The organism is Kineosporia sp. R_H_3 (assembly GCF_002198675.1).
In the GTDB taxonomy this organism is placed as follows: domain Bacteria; phylum Actinomycetota; class Actinomycetes; order Actinomycetales; family Kineosporiaceae; genus R-H-3.
In genome coordinates this window covers 24,233-39,888 of the sequence record NZ_MWLL01000080.1, presented here as the reverse complement: position 1 = coordinate 39,888, position 15,656 = coordinate 24,233, and the positions used below count along the sequence as shown (strand labels likewise).

At 76.7% G+C, this 15,656-nt stretch carries 14 protein-coding genes and 1 pseudogene; 5 read left to right on the top strand and 10 right to left on the bottom strand.

The window, feature by feature from the left end; genetic code table 11:
- Positions 1-94: 94 nt before the first annotated feature.
- From ECOMGDLI_RS05305 to ECOMGDLI_RS05285, 5 genes are read right to left on the bottom strand one after another with little or no spacing between them, the layout of a single operon-like run.
- Positions 95-709, bottom strand: coding sequence for a hypothetical protein (locus tag ECOMGDLI_RS05305; protein ID WP_088314737.1), 615 nt, complete (start codon positions 707-709; stop codon positions 95-97).
- A complete protein-coding gene (locus ECOMGDLI_RS05300) occupies positions 706-1,350 on the bottom strand; it encodes a hypothetical protein (protein ID WP_088314734.1) in 645 nt (214 codons plus the stop codon). The genes ECOMGDLI_RS05305 and ECOMGDLI_RS05300 overlap by 4 nt, the downstream gene beginning before the upstream one ends.
- The gene (locus tag ECOMGDLI_RS05295; protein WP_088314731.1) at positions 1,347-1,784 is read right to left on the bottom strand and encodes a hypothetical protein; all 438 of its coding nucleotides are present in this window, start codon (positions 1,782-1,784) and stop codon (positions 1,347-1,349) included. The genes ECOMGDLI_RS05300 and ECOMGDLI_RS05295 overlap by 4 nt, the downstream gene beginning before the upstream one ends.
- Positions 1,781-1,984 carry a hypothetical protein gene (locus ECOMGDLI_RS05290; RefSeq protein ID WP_088314728.1) on the bottom strand — a complete coding sequence of 68 codons (204 nt, stop codon included), beginning with the start codon at positions 1,982-1,984 and terminating at the stop codon, positions 1,781-1,783. Before ECOMGDLI_RS05290 ends, ECOMGDLI_RS05295 begins: the two co-directional genes overlap by 4 nt.
- Positions 1,981-2,487 (bottom strand): Asp23/Gls24 family envelope stress response protein, encoded by a 507-nt coding sequence (locus tag ECOMGDLI_RS05285; protein ID WP_088314724.1) that lies wholly within the window; start codon positions 2,485-2,487, stop codon positions 1,981-1,983. The genes ECOMGDLI_RS05290 and ECOMGDLI_RS05285 overlap by 4 nt, the downstream gene beginning before the upstream one ends.
- 173 nt (positions 2,488-2,660) lie before the next feature.
- Between ECOMGDLI_RS05285 and ECOMGDLI_RS05280 the strand changes: the two genes are divergently transcribed.
- From ECOMGDLI_RS05280 to acs, 3 genes are all read left to right on the top strand, one after another.
- On the top strand, positions 2,661-3,212 hold the full coding sequence (locus ECOMGDLI_RS05280) for an RNA polymerase sigma factor (protein WP_198954574.1): 552 nt from the start codon (positions 2,661-2,663) through the stop codon (positions 3,210-3,212).
- Positions 3,209-3,778, top strand: a complete 570-nt coding sequence (locus tag ECOMGDLI_RS05275; RefSeq protein ID WP_143447522.1) for an Asp23/Gls24 family envelope stress response protein — start codon at positions 3,209-3,211, stop codon at positions 3,776-3,778. Before ECOMGDLI_RS05280 ends, ECOMGDLI_RS05275 begins: the two co-directional genes overlap by 4 nt.
- Positions 3,779-3,940: 162 nt before the next feature.
- Positions 3,941-5,908: an acetate--CoA ligase gene (gene acs / locus ECOMGDLI_RS05270; RefSeq protein ID WP_088314712.1), complete on the top strand. Its 1,968-nt coding sequence runs from the start codon at positions 3,941-3,943 to the stop codon at positions 5,906-5,908.
- A 93-nt stretch (positions 5,909-6,001) separates the two neighbouring features.
- Here the strand turns inward: acs and ECOMGDLI_RS05265 are convergent, their stop codons facing one another.
- On the bottom strand, positions 6,002-6,598 hold the full coding sequence (locus ECOMGDLI_RS05265; protein WP_088314708.1) for a DinB family protein: 597 nt from the start codon (positions 6,596-6,598) through the stop codon (positions 6,002-6,004).
- A 98-nt stretch (positions 6,599-6,696) separates the two neighbouring features.
- On the opposite strand from ECOMGDLI_RS05265, the gene ECOMGDLI_RS05260 reads away from it, so the two are divergent.
- Positions 6,697-7,524, top strand: a complete 828-nt coding sequence (locus tag ECOMGDLI_RS05260) for a MerR family transcriptional regulator (RefSeq protein WP_088314704.1) — start codon at positions 6,697-6,699, stop codon at positions 7,522-7,524.
- Between the two features lie 91 nt (positions 7,525-7,615).
- On the opposite strand, the gene ECOMGDLI_RS05255 is transcribed toward ECOMGDLI_RS05260, so the two are convergent.
- From ECOMGDLI_RS05255 to ECOMGDLI_RS05240, 4 genes and pseudogenes are all read right to left on the bottom strand, one after another.
- Positions 7,616-10,444, bottom strand: coding sequence for a hypothetical protein (locus ECOMGDLI_RS05255; RefSeq protein ID WP_088314701.1), 2,829 nt, complete (start codon positions 10,442-10,444; stop codon positions 7,616-7,618).
- Between the two features lie 119 nt (positions 10,445-10,563).
- Positions 10,564-11,055 (bottom strand): annotated as a pseudogene (locus ECOMGDLI_RS05250) (SigE family RNA polymerase sigma factor); the annotation flags it as partial.
- A 91-nt stretch (positions 11,056-11,146) separates the two neighbouring features.
- Positions 11,147-13,867: a hypothetical protein gene (locus tag ECOMGDLI_RS05245; RefSeq protein ID WP_088314695.1), complete on the bottom strand. Its 2,721-nt coding sequence runs from the start codon at positions 13,865-13,867 to the stop codon at positions 11,147-11,149.
- Entirely contained in the window at positions 13,864-14,436 is a 573-nt protein-coding gene (locus ECOMGDLI_RS05240; RefSeq protein WP_088314692.1) for a SigE family RNA polymerase sigma factor, read from the bottom strand. The genes ECOMGDLI_RS05245 and ECOMGDLI_RS05240 overlap by 4 nt, the downstream gene beginning before the upstream one ends.
- Before the next feature lie 205 nt (positions 14,437-14,641).
- On the opposite strand from ECOMGDLI_RS05240, the gene ECOMGDLI_RS05235 reads away from it, so the two are divergent.
- Positions 14,642-15,643: a hypothetical protein gene (locus ECOMGDLI_RS05235; protein WP_143447521.1), complete on the top strand. Its 1,002-nt coding sequence runs from the start codon at positions 14,642-14,644 to the stop codon at positions 15,641-15,643.
- Positions 15,644-15,656 lie beyond the last annotated feature (13 nt).

Below are 15,656 nucleotides of genomic sequence, written 5' to 3'. Positions count from 1 at the left end.
CCCTGCTCCGCCAGCGTCCCACCCCCTCTACGGACGCACGAAGCCCCGCGTTCCGCCCGGGGCAGGGACGGAACGCGGGGCGCTCGTGGGCGGGTCAGCTGACCCGGCGGCGGCTCCGCACCCGGCGGACGGCGGACGCCCGCAGCCGCACCGTCGGCTCGACCGGGGTGCCGAGGACACGCTCCGCGCGGCCGGCGGCGGCACGGACGCCGGTCGCGACGGCGAGCGGGTCGGCGCCCCGGCGCGGCGCGACGACGACGTCGTAGCGCGGGTCGGACCGGCGCCGGCGCACGGCGGTGACCGAGGCGCCGACCGTGTCCGGCCCGGTCCGCACGAGGCGGTGGACGAGACCCTCCGTGGCGGCCGCCGTGACGACGACCTGCCCGGGGACCGTGCTGCCGTCGGCGCCCTCGCGGACGACGGCCGTGCGGGCCCGGCCGCGCCGCTGGACGGCGACCCACCAGAGCGCGAGGAGGGCGACGGCGAGCGCTGCCGCCGCACCGAGCCAGAGCGTCGTCGTCCGGGACGTCGCGTCGACGACCGCACCGGCCGCGCGCCGGGCGCCGTCGGCCGCGTCGGCCCAGAGACGGGCCCCGGACCGCGGCGCGGCGTCCGTCGTCGCGAGCGCCAGCGCGACGCCGGCGAGGACGAGCAGCACCCCGAGCAGACCGAGGACGACGCGGTTCACCGCGTGGACGCCGCGGGTCATGACGCCACCGTCCCGCGACGCGCGGCGACGACCCGGGCGGGCAGCGGCCGGCCGCCGGCACGGCGTCCGGCGCGCAGCCCCCAGCGGTCGACGGCCGGCGCGAGCGCGGCGCCGACCTCGGCGACCGGTACGGGGACCCCGTTGAGCGGGCGGACCTCCACGTCGGCGCGACGGCGCCGCAGCCGGACGGAGACCTGGTCGGCCGGGAGCCCGGCCGCCCGGTGCGCGACCTCGCCGAGCGCGTCGGCGAGCACGCCCGTGTCGGCGACGACGGGGGCGACGCCCTCGGGTGCGAGGACCCGGCGGCGACGGCCGCCAGGGAGCACCGCGAGCGCGAGGAGCACGAGGCCGGCGACGGCGAGCGCGGCGGCGGTCACCGCCGCGGCGAGGCCGTCCCCGGGCAGCGTGGCGAGGGTGCTGCCGGCACGGACGGGGTCGACCGGCGTGAGGCCGCCGAGCGCGGCGACCGGGCGGGCGCCGACGGTGGCGACGGCGACGAGGTCGGCGGCGACGACGAGAGCGCCCAGGCCGGTGACGAGGCCGACGAGGGTCGCCGGGCCGCGCCGTCCGGACCGGCGGACCCGGGTGGCGTCCCGGCGGGCGCGGGCCGGGCCCGGCCCGGTGGCGTCGTGCGTGCTCACGGGAGTGCTCCTTCCGTCCGGCCGACGCGGCCGCGGGTGACGAGCTCGACGGCGGTCACGACGAGCCGGCATGAGCCGACCCCGGCGCCGGCGAGCGCGGTGAGGTCGCGGGCGACCCGCTGCCGGGCCGCCTCGGCGAGCGCGAGGACCGTCCCGGTGCCGCCGTCCGCAGCGACGAGGCTCTCGTCGACGGTGACGGGGGCACGGACGACGACGGCGAGCCGGCCGCCGTCGTCCGAGAGGTCGACGTGCACCTCGCGGTGCCCGACCCCGAGCTCGGCGGCCGCCGCGGCGGCGGCGACCGACCGCAGCGCCCGTCCGGAGACGGTCGTCCGGCCGCGGTCGGCGGCGGGCGCCGTCCGCAGTGCGGGCGCGACGTCGGCGGCACCGGCGGCGGTGCCCGGGGCGGCGGGCTCCACGAGGCCGGCGGTCATGTCAGGGACCTCCGGCCGCTCACGGCGTCGCGCAGCGCGGCGAGGTCGAGCCGGCCCTCGGCGGCTCGGCCCGCGAGCAGGCCGAGCCCACCGAGGACGGCGACGAGGACGAACGCGCCGAACCCGCCGAAGGCCGCGGCGAAACCGAGCGCGATCCCTGCGAGCAGGCCGAGCGCGGTGGGGGTGGGCGTCGGGGTCACTGGACCCGCCGCGGCTGGTCGGCGTCGGTGTCGCCGTCCGTGTCACCGGCGACGAAGACGTCGGAGACGAGGACGTTGACCTCGGTGACCTGCAGCCCGGTCATCTCCTCGACGGCGGTGACGATGCTGCGGCGCACGTCCTGGGCGACGTCCTGGATCGGCACGCCGTACTCGACGACGAGGACGACGTCCGCCGCGGCCTGCTTCTCGCCGACCTCGACGCCGATGCCCTGCGTGACGTCGGCGCGGCCGACCCGCTCGCGGAGCGCGCCGATCGCGCGGGCGGCGCCGCCGCCGAGCGCGTGCACGCCACGGACCTCGCGGGCCGCGATGCCGGCGATCTTCGCGACGACGTTCTCCTGGATCGTCGTCGTCCCGCCGCCGGTGCCCTCGACGCCGGTGACGTCGATGCCGCGGCCGACGGTGCCCTGGCGGGCGGTCGTGCCGGCGGTCGTGACGCCGGTGCCGACGGGCGTGGTCTTCGTGGTGACGGTCTCGGTCATGGCTGGTGGACTCCTTCCGGCGCCGCCCCTGCGGCGGCGTCACGGGAAGGACGGGCCCGGCGACGGGATCCTCACGAGCGCATCCCGGTGACCCCCGTCACACACGCCCCTCAGCGGCGGGCGGCGGGCCAACTGCGGGTGCCCCGGCGTACCGACGACCACACCATCGGCTGGTGGTGGAAAGGCTGGCGGGGGCGGACGACGCGACCCTCGTCGAGCGCGCGCAGGACGGGGACGTCGTCGCCTTCGAGGTCCTCGTGCGCCGGTACGCCCCGACCGCACGGGCGATGGCCCGCCGTGTGCTCGGCGGTGACGCCGACGCCGACGACGTCGTCCAGGAGTCCTTCATCGCCGCCTGGCGGTCGCTGCGCACGCTCTCCGACCCGGGCGCCTTCAAGGGTTGGCTGCTGCGGACGGCGTCCCGCCGGTGCGTCGACGTGCTGCGCCGCCGCCGCGAGAGCGTCACCCTCGACGGCGTCGACGTCCCGGCGCCGGTCTCGACGTCCCCCGAGGCGCAGGCCACGATGAACGCTGCGGTCGCCGACCTCGACGCCGCCCTCGCCCGGCTGCCGGACGCCGTCCGCCGGGCCTGGCTGTTCCGGGAGCAGGCCGGGCTGTCGTACGACGAGATCGCCCGGCTGGAGCAGGTCGGCGTCGACACCGTGCGGGGCCGGATCGCCCGGGCCCGCAGCGGTCTGGTGCGGGAGATGGGAGCGTGGCGATGAGCGAGCCCGACGGCGGGCGCGTGCGCCCGCCCGACGAGGCCGACGAGCGGCTGCCCTGCGGACGGCGGCTCGACGAGGCCTGGGAGGCGGTCACCGCCCCGGTCCCCGACGAGCACGCCCGGACCTGCCCCTGGTGCGCCGACCTCGCGCGGCACGTGGCCGGCCTCAACCTGCTCCTCGACGTCCCCGAGGGCGAGGCGGACGAGCCGGGGCTCGTCGTCCGGATCCTCTCCGAGGTGCTCACGGACCTGCGCAGCGGGCGGCGTGTGCCGCTCGCGGAGCCGGGGGTCCACGTCGGTGAGCACGTCGTCGCGGCCGCCGTCCGGGAGCACGTGGACGCCGTCCCCGGGGCGCTGGCCCGGCGGGTCCGGGTGCGGCCCGTCGATGGCTCGCCCGGGGTCGTCGACCTCGTGGTCGGCGTCGTCGTCGACCACGGCGCGAACGTGCCGGACGTCGCGGAGCGGGTCCGCGCGGCCGCCGGCCTCGGGCTGGCCGACGTCGGGCTGACGCCCAGGTCAACGGATGTCGACGTCGTGGACGTCACAGCGCCGCCGCCCGGACGGTGACCCCGGCACCGCCCGTCGCAGGCGCCGGCCCGCTCGGCGGAGCGGCGTGCCCTGGCCTGTCCTGCGCCGGTCAGGGTGACTAGCCTCACCTCAGACGTCCGGCGCACCCCGCACGGGGTACGCCGGCATTCCCGACACCGACGTCGACCGCGGAGGGCCTGAATGTCGAACCCCAGCCTGGAGAACCTGCTCCACGAGGAGCGAAGGTTCCCGCCGGACCCCGAGTTCACGAAGAACGCCGTCGCGGGCGCCGACCTCTACGCCGCCGCGGCCGCCGACCGGCTCGCGTTCTGGGACGACCAGGCCCGGGCGCTCACGTGGGCGAGCCCCTGGGGCCAGACCCTCGACTGGAGCGACGCCCCGTTCGCCAAGTGGTTCGTCGGCGGCACGCTCAACGTCGCCTACAACTGCGTCGACCGGCACGTCGAGGCCGGCAACGGCGACCGGGTCGCCATCCACTTCGAGGGCGAGCCGGGCGACACCCGCGCCATCACCTACGCCCAGCTCAAGGACGAGGTCTCCAAGGCCGCGAACGCGCTGCTCGCGCTCGGCGTGACCAAGGGCGACCGGGTCGCGATCTACCTGCCGATGATCCCCGAGGCCGCGGTCGCGATGCTCGCGTGCGCCCGGATCGGCGCCCCGCACTCGGTCGTCTTCGGCGGGTTCTCCGCCGAGGCGCTGCGCAGCCGCATCGAGGACGCCGAGGCGAAGGTCGTCATCACGTCCGACGGCGGCTACCGGCGCGGTGCGCCGTCCGCCCTCAAGCCGGCCGTCGACGAGGCGGTCGCGTCGACGCCGTCCGTGCAGCACGTGCTCGTCGTCAAGCGGACCGGGCAGGACGTCGCCTGGACCGACCGGGACGTCTGGTGGCACGACGCGCTCGAGGCGGCCTCGGCCGACCACACGCCCGAGCCGATGGACGCCGAGCACCCGCTCTTCATCCTCTACACGTCGGGCACGACGGGGAAGCCGAAGGGCATCCTCCACACGAGCGGCGGGTACCTCACGCAGGCCGCGTACACGCACAGATGCGTCTTCGACCTCAAGCCCGAGACCGACGTCTACTGGTGCACCGCCGACGTCGGCTGGGTCACCGGGCACTCGTACATCGTCTACGGCCCGCTCGCGAACGGCGCCACACAGGTCATCTACGAGGGCACGCCGGACTCCCCGCACAAGGGCCGCTGGTGGGAGATCGTCGCCAAGTACGGCGTGACGATCCTCTACACCGCGCCGACGGCGATCCGGACCTTCATGAAGTGGGGCGAGGACATCCCCGCGAAGTTCGACCTGTCGACGATCCGCGTCATGGGCTCGGTCGGTGAGTCGATCAACCCCGAGGCGTGGATGTGGTACCGCCGCGTCATCGGCGGCGACAAGGCCCCGATCGTCGACACCTGGTGGCAGACCGAGACGGGCGCGATGATGATCAGCCCGCTCCCCGGCGTCACGACGCTCAAGCCCGGCTCGGCGCAGATCCCGCTGCCGGGCATCTCGGCCGAGGTGCTGGACGACGAGGCGCACCCGGTGCCCAACGGCGGCGGTGGCTACCTCGTGCTCACCGAGCCGTGGCCGTCGATGCTCCGTGGCATCTGGGGCGACCCGGAGCGCTACAAGGAGACGTACTGGGCCCGCTTCGAGCACATGTACTTCGCCGGCGACGGTGCCAAGAAGGACGAGGACGGCGACATCTGGCTCCTCGGCCGCGTCGACGACGTCATGAACGTGTCGGGCCACCGGCTCTCCACGACGGAGATCGAGTCGGCGCTCGTGTCGCACCCGAAGGTCGCCGAGGCGGCCGTCGTCGGCGCGACCGACGAGACGACGGGCCAGGCGGTCGTCGCGTTCGTCATCCTCCGCGGCACGGTCTCGGAGGAGGAGGGCGCGGGCAAGGAGATCATCACCGAGCTGCGCAACCACGTGGCGAAGGAGATCGGCCCGATCGCCAAGCCGCGCCAGATCATGGTCGTCCCGGAGCTGCCGAAGACCCGGTCCGGCAAGATCATGCGCCGCCTGCTGCGCGACGTCGCGGAGAACCGCGAGGTCGGCGACGCCACGACGCTCGCCGACGCCGGTGTCATGTCGCTCATCAGCAAGGGCCTGCACGCGGGCAAGGGCAGCGACGACTGATCGTTGCGGCACAACGGTTCCACGCACGACGACGGCCCGTCCGGACACCTCCGGACGGGCCGTCGTCGTCCCGCCCGCAGCGTGACCCCGGCGTCAGCGGAACGTCCGCGCGACCTGTTCGAGCCGTTCGCGGTGGGCCGGCCAGCCGCCCTCGGGGATCCAGAGGTTGTCGTTGCCGGTGCTCAGCCCGGCGGCACCGTCGACGAGCTCGCGGACGAGGTCCGCGTGGCCGGCGTGCCGGTGCGTCTCGGTCGTGATGTGCACGAGGATCCGGTGCAGCGTCACGTGCCGGCCCTCGGGCGACCACCACGGCACCTCACCGGTCGCGTCGAGCGGCAGCGCCTCGACGGTGGCGTCCGAGTGCGCCCAAACCCGGCGATAGAGGTCGAGGATCTCCTCCCGGGTCTCGTCCTGCGTCGCCCAGAGGTCGGCGTTCGGCTCGGCGTCGTCCGCGAACCACGGGAAGCGCTCAGGCGACGGCCGGCCGAAGACGTCGCCGAGGTAGCCGGCCTCGACGCTCGCGACGTGCTTGACCAGGCCCAGCAGGTTCGTGCCGGTCGCGACGAGCGGGCGGCGGACGTCGTACTCGGACAGGCCCTCGAGCTTCCAGACGAGGGCCTCGCGGGCGCCCTTGAGGTACCGGTGCAGGTCGGCCTTGCAGGCCTCGAGGAACGCGTCGGGTGCGGTCATGCGCCCAGCCTCGCACCGCCGTCCGACAGCCCCCAGGGGATATCGCACCGTGACACGCTTGACCCTCACACCGTGTCAGGCCGTGAGGTGAAGGGGTCATGCTGACCATCGGAGACTTCGCCCGCCTCGGCGGTGTGTCGGTGCGGATGCTGCGGCACTACGACGCGACCGGCCTGCTCGTGCCGGCGCGGGTCGACGCGGCGTCCGGCTACCGCTACTACGCCGTCGGCCAGCTCACGCGGCTCGACCGGCTGCTCGCGCTCAAGGACCTCGGGTTCACGCTCGAACGGGTCCGGACCATCCTCGACGACGAGGTGTCGTCCGAGGAGCTGCGTGGCATGCTCCGGCTGCGCCGGGCCGAGCTCGCCGAGCAGATCGATGCCGACAGGCAACGGTTGGCCCGGGTCGAGGCGCGGCTCCGGTCCATCGAGAGCGAGAGTGCGATGAACCCCCTGTCCGACAAGGACTACGAGATCACCTCCGTCACCGGCCACCGGCTGCTGGCGCTGTCCGCGACAGCGGACGGCCAGCCCACCGTCGGCGCCGTCGTCGGCCCGTTGTTCGGCCGCCTCGGAGAGGCGCTCGCGACCGCCGGCAGCACGCCGTCCGGCCCGACGGTCGCGACGTACGACTTCGCGGACGACGACACCGTCCGGGTCACGGCCGGGTTCCCGTGGGAGGCGGCGGACGGCGTCCCGGTCGAGGGCGCCGAGGTCGTCGACCTGCCACCGCTGCCGCAGTGCGCCCGGTACGTCTACCGCGGCTCGATGGCGGGGATCGGTGACGCCTGGCAGCAGCTCGTCCGCCGGGTCGACGCCGACGGCTGGGTGCTCGACGGCGTCTGCCGCGAGGTCTACCTGAGCACCCCGTTCGACGACCCGGACGCCTGGGTCACCGAGCTCCAGCAACCGGTCCGCCGCGCCTGACCCCGGACCCGACCCGGCACCTGCCCGGGCACCTGACCTGATCGTGACCGGTCCCGCGGCGCGCTGCCGCGGGACCGGTCACGATCACGGCTCACCGGACCGCCCAGGACCACCAGCGGGTCGGCGCGGGCGGGTCGACGACCCGGGCCCCGGCGACGACCTCGGCGGCGATGCTCATGACGGACGGCGCGGCGTCGAGCCGGTCGGTGACCGAGGGCACGAGGGCGGGGTCGATCGTCGTCAGCTGCGTGACCTCCGTCGCGTCGCCGCCCGCCGGGATCGCGATCCGGCTGACGGCGAGGTCGACGGTCGCCCCGGCGCCGAGCACGACGGCGGTGCGGGCGTCGTCGTTGCCGTCCTGACGGGCGCTGCCGTCCCCGTCGAGCCCCGCGAGCCAGATCGCGTCGACGGCGCCCGGCGTCACGACCCGCTGGGCCGTCGCCGGTTCGGCACCGTCGACGCCCGAGTCCAGCGGCACCTGGAGCAGCCCCGCCGCACCGCCCCGCACCGCCGACCGCCCGAGCACGGCGACGAGCGCGTTCTGGTCGCTGCTCAGCGGCGTGACGACGGGCTTGTCCGGGGTGGCCCCCGAGCCCGGTGAGCCGACGTCGACGAGCACGACCCAGGGGTCGGTCTCCTTCCGGTCCTCGCCCATGAGCCGGACGACGAAGCGCCGGTCGCCGGCGGGCTCGACGGCGAACGCGTCGGTGACGTCGGCGACGACCCGGCCGGGCTTCCCGTCGCCGACCTGCTCGTCGAGCCACAGCCGGTGGTCGTTCGACCCGGCGAACACGAGCGACCCGTCGTCGAGGACCGCGATGCCGTCGAGGTTCTGCGACGGCCGGCTGGAGTCGGCCGAACCTGAACCGAGGTGCACCGCGGTGCCCCGGGCCAGGTCGACGTAGACCGCACCGTCGGTGACGTACCGGCCGTTCCGGCTGACGGCGACCCCGGAGGCGAACCAGCTCGGCGATCCCGGGTCGTCGGCCAGGCCCGGCAGGTCGTCGAGCCGCACGACCTGCCCGGTCGCGGCGTCGGTCGCGTAGAGCCCGGGCCGCTCCGCGACGGTGCCGCTGAACACGATGCCCACGGCCGTCGTCCGCGGGACGCCGACCTCGTCGAACGCGCGCGGCGGCACGAGCGCCTGGTCCCGGATCACCCGCGGCACCACCGTCCCGCTCGCCCCGGCGGATGCCGCGGCCCGGGGCGCGGCCGGCGCCGGGACCATGGTGAGGGCCGCCAGCACCAGCACGACGAACGCCGGGCCGAGGCGGACGGCCCGGGGCATCGCCTCGTCCGCGGACGGGGCCGCCCCCTGGGCGGCGGCGCGGCGCCGCCGGCGCAGCAGCACGAGGCGGGTGAGCAGCCGTTGCGCCAGCGGGACGCCGACGAACACCACGACGAGCCAGAACGCGACGGACCCGACCCACCAGTCGGCGACCGTGGCCACGAGCCCTCCGGCCACCCACGTCCACCAGCCGAGGTCGAGGAGCCGCGGCCGGGTGGCCGTGCCGTCCACCGGGCGCCCGCCGTCGAAGGCCGCGCCGGCGACGGCCGCGACCCTCGCCTGCACGTCGGTCTCGGTGACCTGCTCGGTCGTCCCGTCCGGGCGCACGAGGATCACCGCCGCCGGGCCGAACTGCCCGTCCGGGTACGAGCCGTCCGCCGTCCACCGGCTGACGAGGACCCCGCGCGGGACGGCTGCGAGCACCTTCGCGCCGGCCGGGCGGCCCAGGGCCAGCACGGTGCGGGTCGCACCGTCGGGCCCCGTCGCGACGAGGTCGCGCACCGCCTGGTCCGCGCTGCCCGCGGGCACCGTCACCGAGTACCGCGTCCCACCGGCGTCGACGACGGCCGCCGGGCCGCCCGACCCCACCGGGCTGCCGAGACCGACGGGGTCCTCGGCGTCCTGCGGTCGCGGTGCGAGCGTCCCGGACACCGTGACGACACCGCCGGCGATCCGAACCCCGAGGACCAGGTCGCCGTCCGGCTCGACCTCGCAGCCCGGGGTGAGCAGCGTGGCTGTTCCCCGGGCCGGGTCCGGCACCCATGCGGCGACGTACCCCGTGTACTCCTCACCGTCGAAGCGGCAGGTCGGGCCGGTAGTCCCCGCGGCCCCGCGGGTCAGAGGCAGGTGGGTGCCGGCCCGGACGTCGAGGACGGCGAGCCGGGTGGTCTGCGCCCCGGCCCCGGTGTCGGTCCCCCACAGCGCGAGGCGGTCGCCGTCCGGGGAGAACGCCACCCCGAGGACGTCGAACCCGCGGCGCCCGCTGCCCGGCAGGTCGAGGGTGCGCCGGGCACCCGTGCGCACCTCGACGACGTCGAGCCGTGTCGACGAGCCGTACCGGCCGCTCGTCGTCCAGGCGACCCACCGGCCGTCCGGCGAGAGCGCGAGGGCCCGGACGTCGCTCGCGCCGACGGGCGCGTCCACCGGCAGCGCCCGTAGCTCGCCGCCGTCGGCACCGACGATCCACGGCCCGCGCGGCGGTGCCACGAGCCCGTCGTACTCGGGGCCGTCGTTCACCGGGCCGGCTGCGCTGACGACGTACAGCGCCCGCGAGACCGGCCGCTCGGTGACCGTCGGGATCCACCCCGGCGGCGTGACGAGGCTGCGCGGGACGCCGGCGGGCGTGCGCGGGACGTCGGCCGGCTGCGGCAGCGCGCGCTGCGCGACGGGCAGCAGGGCGAGCAGCAGGGTCGCCACCGCGACGAGGCTGGCGGCGACGAGCAGGCCGCGGGCCAGCGGCTGCCGGGGCAGCCCGCGGGGCGCCCGCCACCGGGGGGCACCGAGGCCGACGAGGGGCCGCAGGCCCGGCCGGTACTCGGGGCGCTGCGCCCGGGCGAGGATCGCGGCCGGGTCGAGGCCGCGCCCGGCGACCGCCTCGTCGGCGGCGTCGTCGAGGACGTCGGACAGGCTCATCGGGTCACCTCCCGGGCGGTGGAGACGGCTGGGCTCGTGGCTGGTCGCAGGCGCCGCGGGCCGCGGCCCGGTGGCCCGTCGGAGCGGTCGTCGGGCGGCTCGGCGGCCCCGTCGAGCTCGTCGGCGAGCCACGGCGCGAGCCGGCGCAGGTTCGCGAGCGCCTCGCGGGTCTGCGACTTCACCGTGGAGGCGCTGCAGCCCAACGCCTTGGCCGTCGCGACCTCGGTGAGGTCCTCGTAGAAGCGGAGCACGAGGACGGCGCGCTGCCGCGGCGCGAGCCGGGCGAGCGCGGCGACGACGGCCCGTCGGGAGGGCACGGCGTCGATCGCGGGGTCGCTCGCCCCGGCGTCCGGGACGGTGTCCGTCGGGCTCACCGACCAGCCGTGCCGGCGGCGCCACGAGTCGATCCAGATCGAGCGCATCGACGTCCGGACGTACGCCTCCGGGTTGCCGTCGCGGCTCACCCGGTCCCAGTGCCGGACGAGCCGGGCGAGCGCCTCCTGGGCGAGGTCCTCGGCGGCGTCGGCGTCCCCCGTGAGCAGCCACCCGAGGCGCAGGAGCGCAGGCCCGCGCGCCGTGACGAAGGCCGTGAAGCCCGCCGCGTCGTCCATGCCGTCGTCCCCCTGAGCCCGAGGTGATCATTGTCGTTCACAGGGTCAGACGCAGGGTGCTGCCGTTCGGGTGGGTCGTTCCGCGACGAGATCAGCGGCGCAGGTAGCCGCGCCGGGTGCGGTACCGGCGGTCGGCGCCGACGAGCAGCGCGACGGCCCCGGCGAGGACGAGCGCGAGGACGGCGGTGACGCGGCGGTCCGCGAGGTTGGTCCAGAACGGCTGCGTCGTCGACGAGGCGCTGCCCAGGGCCTCGGTGAGGGTGTCGGGGGCGAAGCTCCAGCCGGCGTTGCCGACGGCGGCGTCGACCTGCATCCAGGGCTGGACGGTTCCCTCCTCGGGCGTCACCCGCACGAGCTCGAAGGCGCGCGGGCCGCCGTCCCCGGGGGCGTCGTCCGCGAGGACCAGCCGCCCGCCGTCGTGCTGCGACCAGCCGACGACCCGGGCGGTCGCGGGCACCAGCGACCGGTTCTGCAGGTCGGCCCAGGGGACCGAGCCGCTCGTCGGGCCGTCGGCACCGGCGAGCGGCTCGCCGCCCGGGACCACGGTCGCGATGGCCCAGACGAGCGTGCGGTCCCGGAAGGCCCAGACGCTCGGCGTGATCCCCCAGGGGGCGCCGCCGAGCGAGCTCACACCGTTCGACGGCGTGAACGCGTAACCGGGTTCGGCGTCGGTGACCCCGGGGAGGTCGTCGGCCTTCCCGCCGAGGAGGTCGACGAGCCAGGTCCGCGCGCCGTCCGCGCTTCGGACGACGGCAGCGCCGCCGCCCGCGGCGGTCACGGTGGCGACGGGCCGGCCCGCTCCCCCGGCCGTCGGGGCGCTCCACCCGGGCAGCGCGATCCGGGTGTCCGCGCCCGGACCGCCGTCCCAGCGCCGCAGGAGGAGACCGCCGTCGGCCGACACCTCGGCGGCCGTGCCGTCGTCGAGCGGGAGCAGCGACCCGCTGAGGTCCGTGAGGCGCGCGCCCGGCCTCAGGTCGCTGTGCACGAGCCCGGTCCGCAGGTCGGACCAGACCAGCTCGACGCCGCGGTCGCGCTCGTCCATGACGACCGCCGTCCAGCCGCCCGGGCTGAGCACCGCGGCGACCTGCCCGGTCGAGCCGCCCAACCGGTCCAGGCTGGTCCGCTCGACCGGCGGGTTGCGGCCGAGCGCACCCGACGCGACGTCAGACGCCCTGGACGGCAGCCGGACGAACCCCCCGAACTCGGCGTCGAGCCCGTAGACCCCGCGCCGCCCCGCGAGGGTCGCCGTGAAGACGGCGGTGAGCCGGTGCGTCCGCACCGAGCCGGTGCCGGCGAGGGCGAGGGCGGGCTCGACGGCCGGGGCGACGACGCGCGCCGGGAGCATCGGGGTCACGGTCGCAGACGCGGCGGGCGAGGCGTCCCGGACCGGCGGACCGGCCGCAGGCAGCAGGAGCGGCGTCAGCCAGGTCGCCGCGACGACGAAGCCCGCCGTGGCGAGCAGCCCTCGTCGGGTGGGCCGCGGCAGCCGGCGGCCTGTCGCCGCAGCGGGCGGCCGGGGCAGGCGGCCCGAGCGGCGCCGCCGTCGCCGGTCGAGGGCGTACGGGCCGGCAAGGACGAGCACGGTGAGGACGGCGCAGGTCCCGATGATCCAGCGGTCAGGGTCGTCGGTGAGGTTCTCGTGCAGCGAGGACACCCGCCACCGGTAGGCGACGTAGGCCCTGCTGCGCCGCGAGCCGTCGGGCTCGGCCCCGCGGACGACGGTGCCGCTCGCGGCGAGGTCGCGGGCGACGGAGATCACCGTCGCCCGGCCGCTGCCGCGCGAGACCGGTTGCGCGGCAGCGGTTCCCGGCGGGAGCAGCCACAGCCCCGTGGCCGCCTCGCCCGGTCGGCCGTCCACGAGCAGCACCCCGCGCGAGGTCCAGGTGACAGGGCGGAAGCCCGGCACGGACGCCGTCCTGCGCCCGTCGGGGGAGATGACGGGCGCCCGCGACGCGAGGTCGCCGAGCATCCCGCCGTCGCCGGCCGGGACCTCCAACGGCACGGCACCGGGCGCGTCCCCGACCTCGCCGACGGTCCGCAAGGTCCCCGTGGGGTCGGCGACGAGCAGCCCGTCGGGCCCGCAGCGGCAGGCCTCGGACACCGCGCCGTCGGTCCCGACGACCTGCCCGAGGCTCTCGGTGGCACCGCCCGTCGTCACGAGCGCCGTCACCGCCAGCCGCTGCTCGTCGGGCAGCCACGACACCGACCTCGGCACCGTCCCCTTGATGACGGTCCGGGTGCTGCGCCCCGTCGCGAGCTCGAGGACGACGAGCTCGAGGACCGGCACCAGGGCCTCGGGCTCCGGCTCGACCCACGCGACGCGGCGTCCCGACGGCGACAGGGCCACGCTCGACGCCCCGTACGACACCGGGATCCGGCGGTGGTCCCGGCCGTCGGCGGACACTGCGACGACCCCGGGGTGCAGCCAGGCGAAGCCGGTGTCGGGCTCGTCGTAGGCGACCGGCGTCTCCAGGAGCAGGCTCGCCGCCTCGATCGGGGCCTGCGTCACGGACGGCGTCCACACCGGTGGTGTCCACCACCGGTCGGGCAGGCCGCGCGGGGTGCCGGGCGCGGCCGGCGGTGCGGGTCGCGGGGTCGGGTCGACGCTGAGCCACTGGCCGGCGAGCACCGCGAGAACCGTTGCCGCGGCTCCGATCGCGGCCGCGAGGGCGGTGCGGCGACGGACGGCGGTGCGGCGCCGCACGGCCGCCCGGGCGAGGGCGAGCGCCGGGTCGACCGGCGGGACGGCGTCCCGCAGGAGCGCCCGCGCGGCCGCCTCGTCGAGGAGGTCGCGGACGGGGGTCGTGCTCATCGCGTCACCTCCGCGGCGGGGCCGGTGCGGCCGGTCAGGACGGCGGGCGCCCGGCCGAACGCCTCGGCGAGCTCGGGCGCGAGCACCCGCAGGCGGGCCAGGGCATGGCTGGTCTGGGACTTCACGGTGCCGGTCGAGCAGCCGAGCGCCTGCGCGGTCGCGGCCTCGCCGAGGTCCTCGTAGAACCGCAGCACGAGGACGGCACGCTGCCGCGGGGTGAGACGGGCGAGCGCGTCCTCGAGCGTGAGCCGGGTCGCGGTGTCGTCGGCGGTGTCACCGGGACCGGGGCGGCCGCCCGCCGCAGGGTCGTCCGGCAGGTCGGGGACGACGTCCAGCCAGGCCCCACGCCGGCGCCGCCAGCCGTCGACCCAGACCGAGCGGATCGTCGTCCGCAGGTACGCCTCGTGCGCGCCGTCCGCGATCCGGTCCCAGCGGCCGACGGCCCGGGCGAGCGCCTCCTGCACGAGGTCCTGCGCGGCGTCGGAGTCCGCCGTGAGAAGCCAGGCGAGCCGCAGGAGGGCAGGGCCGCGCGCGACGACGAACGCGGTGAACGCTGCCTCGTCGCGCACGGTCCCTCCCCTCCTGCGTACCCCGCCCGCCCCCGACACCCACCGAGACGCAGCAGTGCGCCCTCAGGTTGGAGGGCAGAGCAGGTCCGTCTGATCGTGGGTGATGCCGCGGCGCGATGCCGCGGGATCGGTCACGATCACGCCGACGGCCCGGCCTGTGGACGAGCAGAGCACGTCTGCCGCCGTTCGGGGCATGCTCGGGGCCGTGGTGGGTCGGGACCGGCGGGCGGCGGCGACCGCAGCGCGGCTCGACCGCTGGCAGGTCCTGGCGGCGGAGCAGGCCGGGGTGGTCGCGCGCCGGCAGCTCCTCGAGCTGGGGTACGGCGAGGGCCAGGTCGGCGCGCTGCTCGACCGGCACCGCTGGGACGCCGTCCGCCCCGGCGTCTACCTGACCTTCGGCGGCGAGCCGGCACCGCAGGCGAAGGCGTGGGCGGCCCTCCTCGCGGCCGGCCCGGGCGCTGCGCTCGGCGGCACGACCGCGCTCTGGCTGTGCGGCGTGCTCCCCGACCCGCCGGACGTCGTCACGGTGTGCATCCCCGACGACCGGCACGTCGTCGCCGGTACCGGCGTCCGGGTCGTGCGGCGCCGACGGCTGGACGACGTCGTGCACCCGTCCGCGTCACCCCGGCGGCTGCGGCTCGAGCCGGCCCTGCTCGACGCGACGGACACGCCCTCGAGCGTGACCCTCATCGACCTCGTGCTGCGCGCGACGAACAGCCGCCGCACCACACCCGCCCGGGTCCTCCTGGCGCTCGCCGGTCGTAGCCGGCACCGGCACCGCATGCTGCTCCACGAGGTCCTCGGGGAAGCGGCAGAAGGTGTGGGGTCGGCGCTGGAGCGGCGCTACCTGCGCACCGTCGAGCGACCGCACGGCCTGCCGCGCGGCCGGCGCAACCGGCAGGAACGCCGCACCGACGGCCCGACCGGTCTGGCGCGCAACCGCTACCGCGACGTCGAGTACGGCATTCTCGTCGTCGAGCTCGACGGGCTCGAGGCGCACGCCCGCTGGGCACTCCACCTCGACCGCCGCCGCGACAACTCGGTCGAGCGCTCCCGGCGCCGCAGCCTCGGCTTCGGCTGGCGCGAGGTGCTCGAGGACCCGTGCTGGGTCGCCGCCGAGGTCGCGGACGTGCTCGCGCAGGAGGGCTGGACCGGCCACCCGACCCCGTGCGCCCCCACCTGCCGGTTCGGAACGCCGTCATCGTGACCGATCCCGCGGC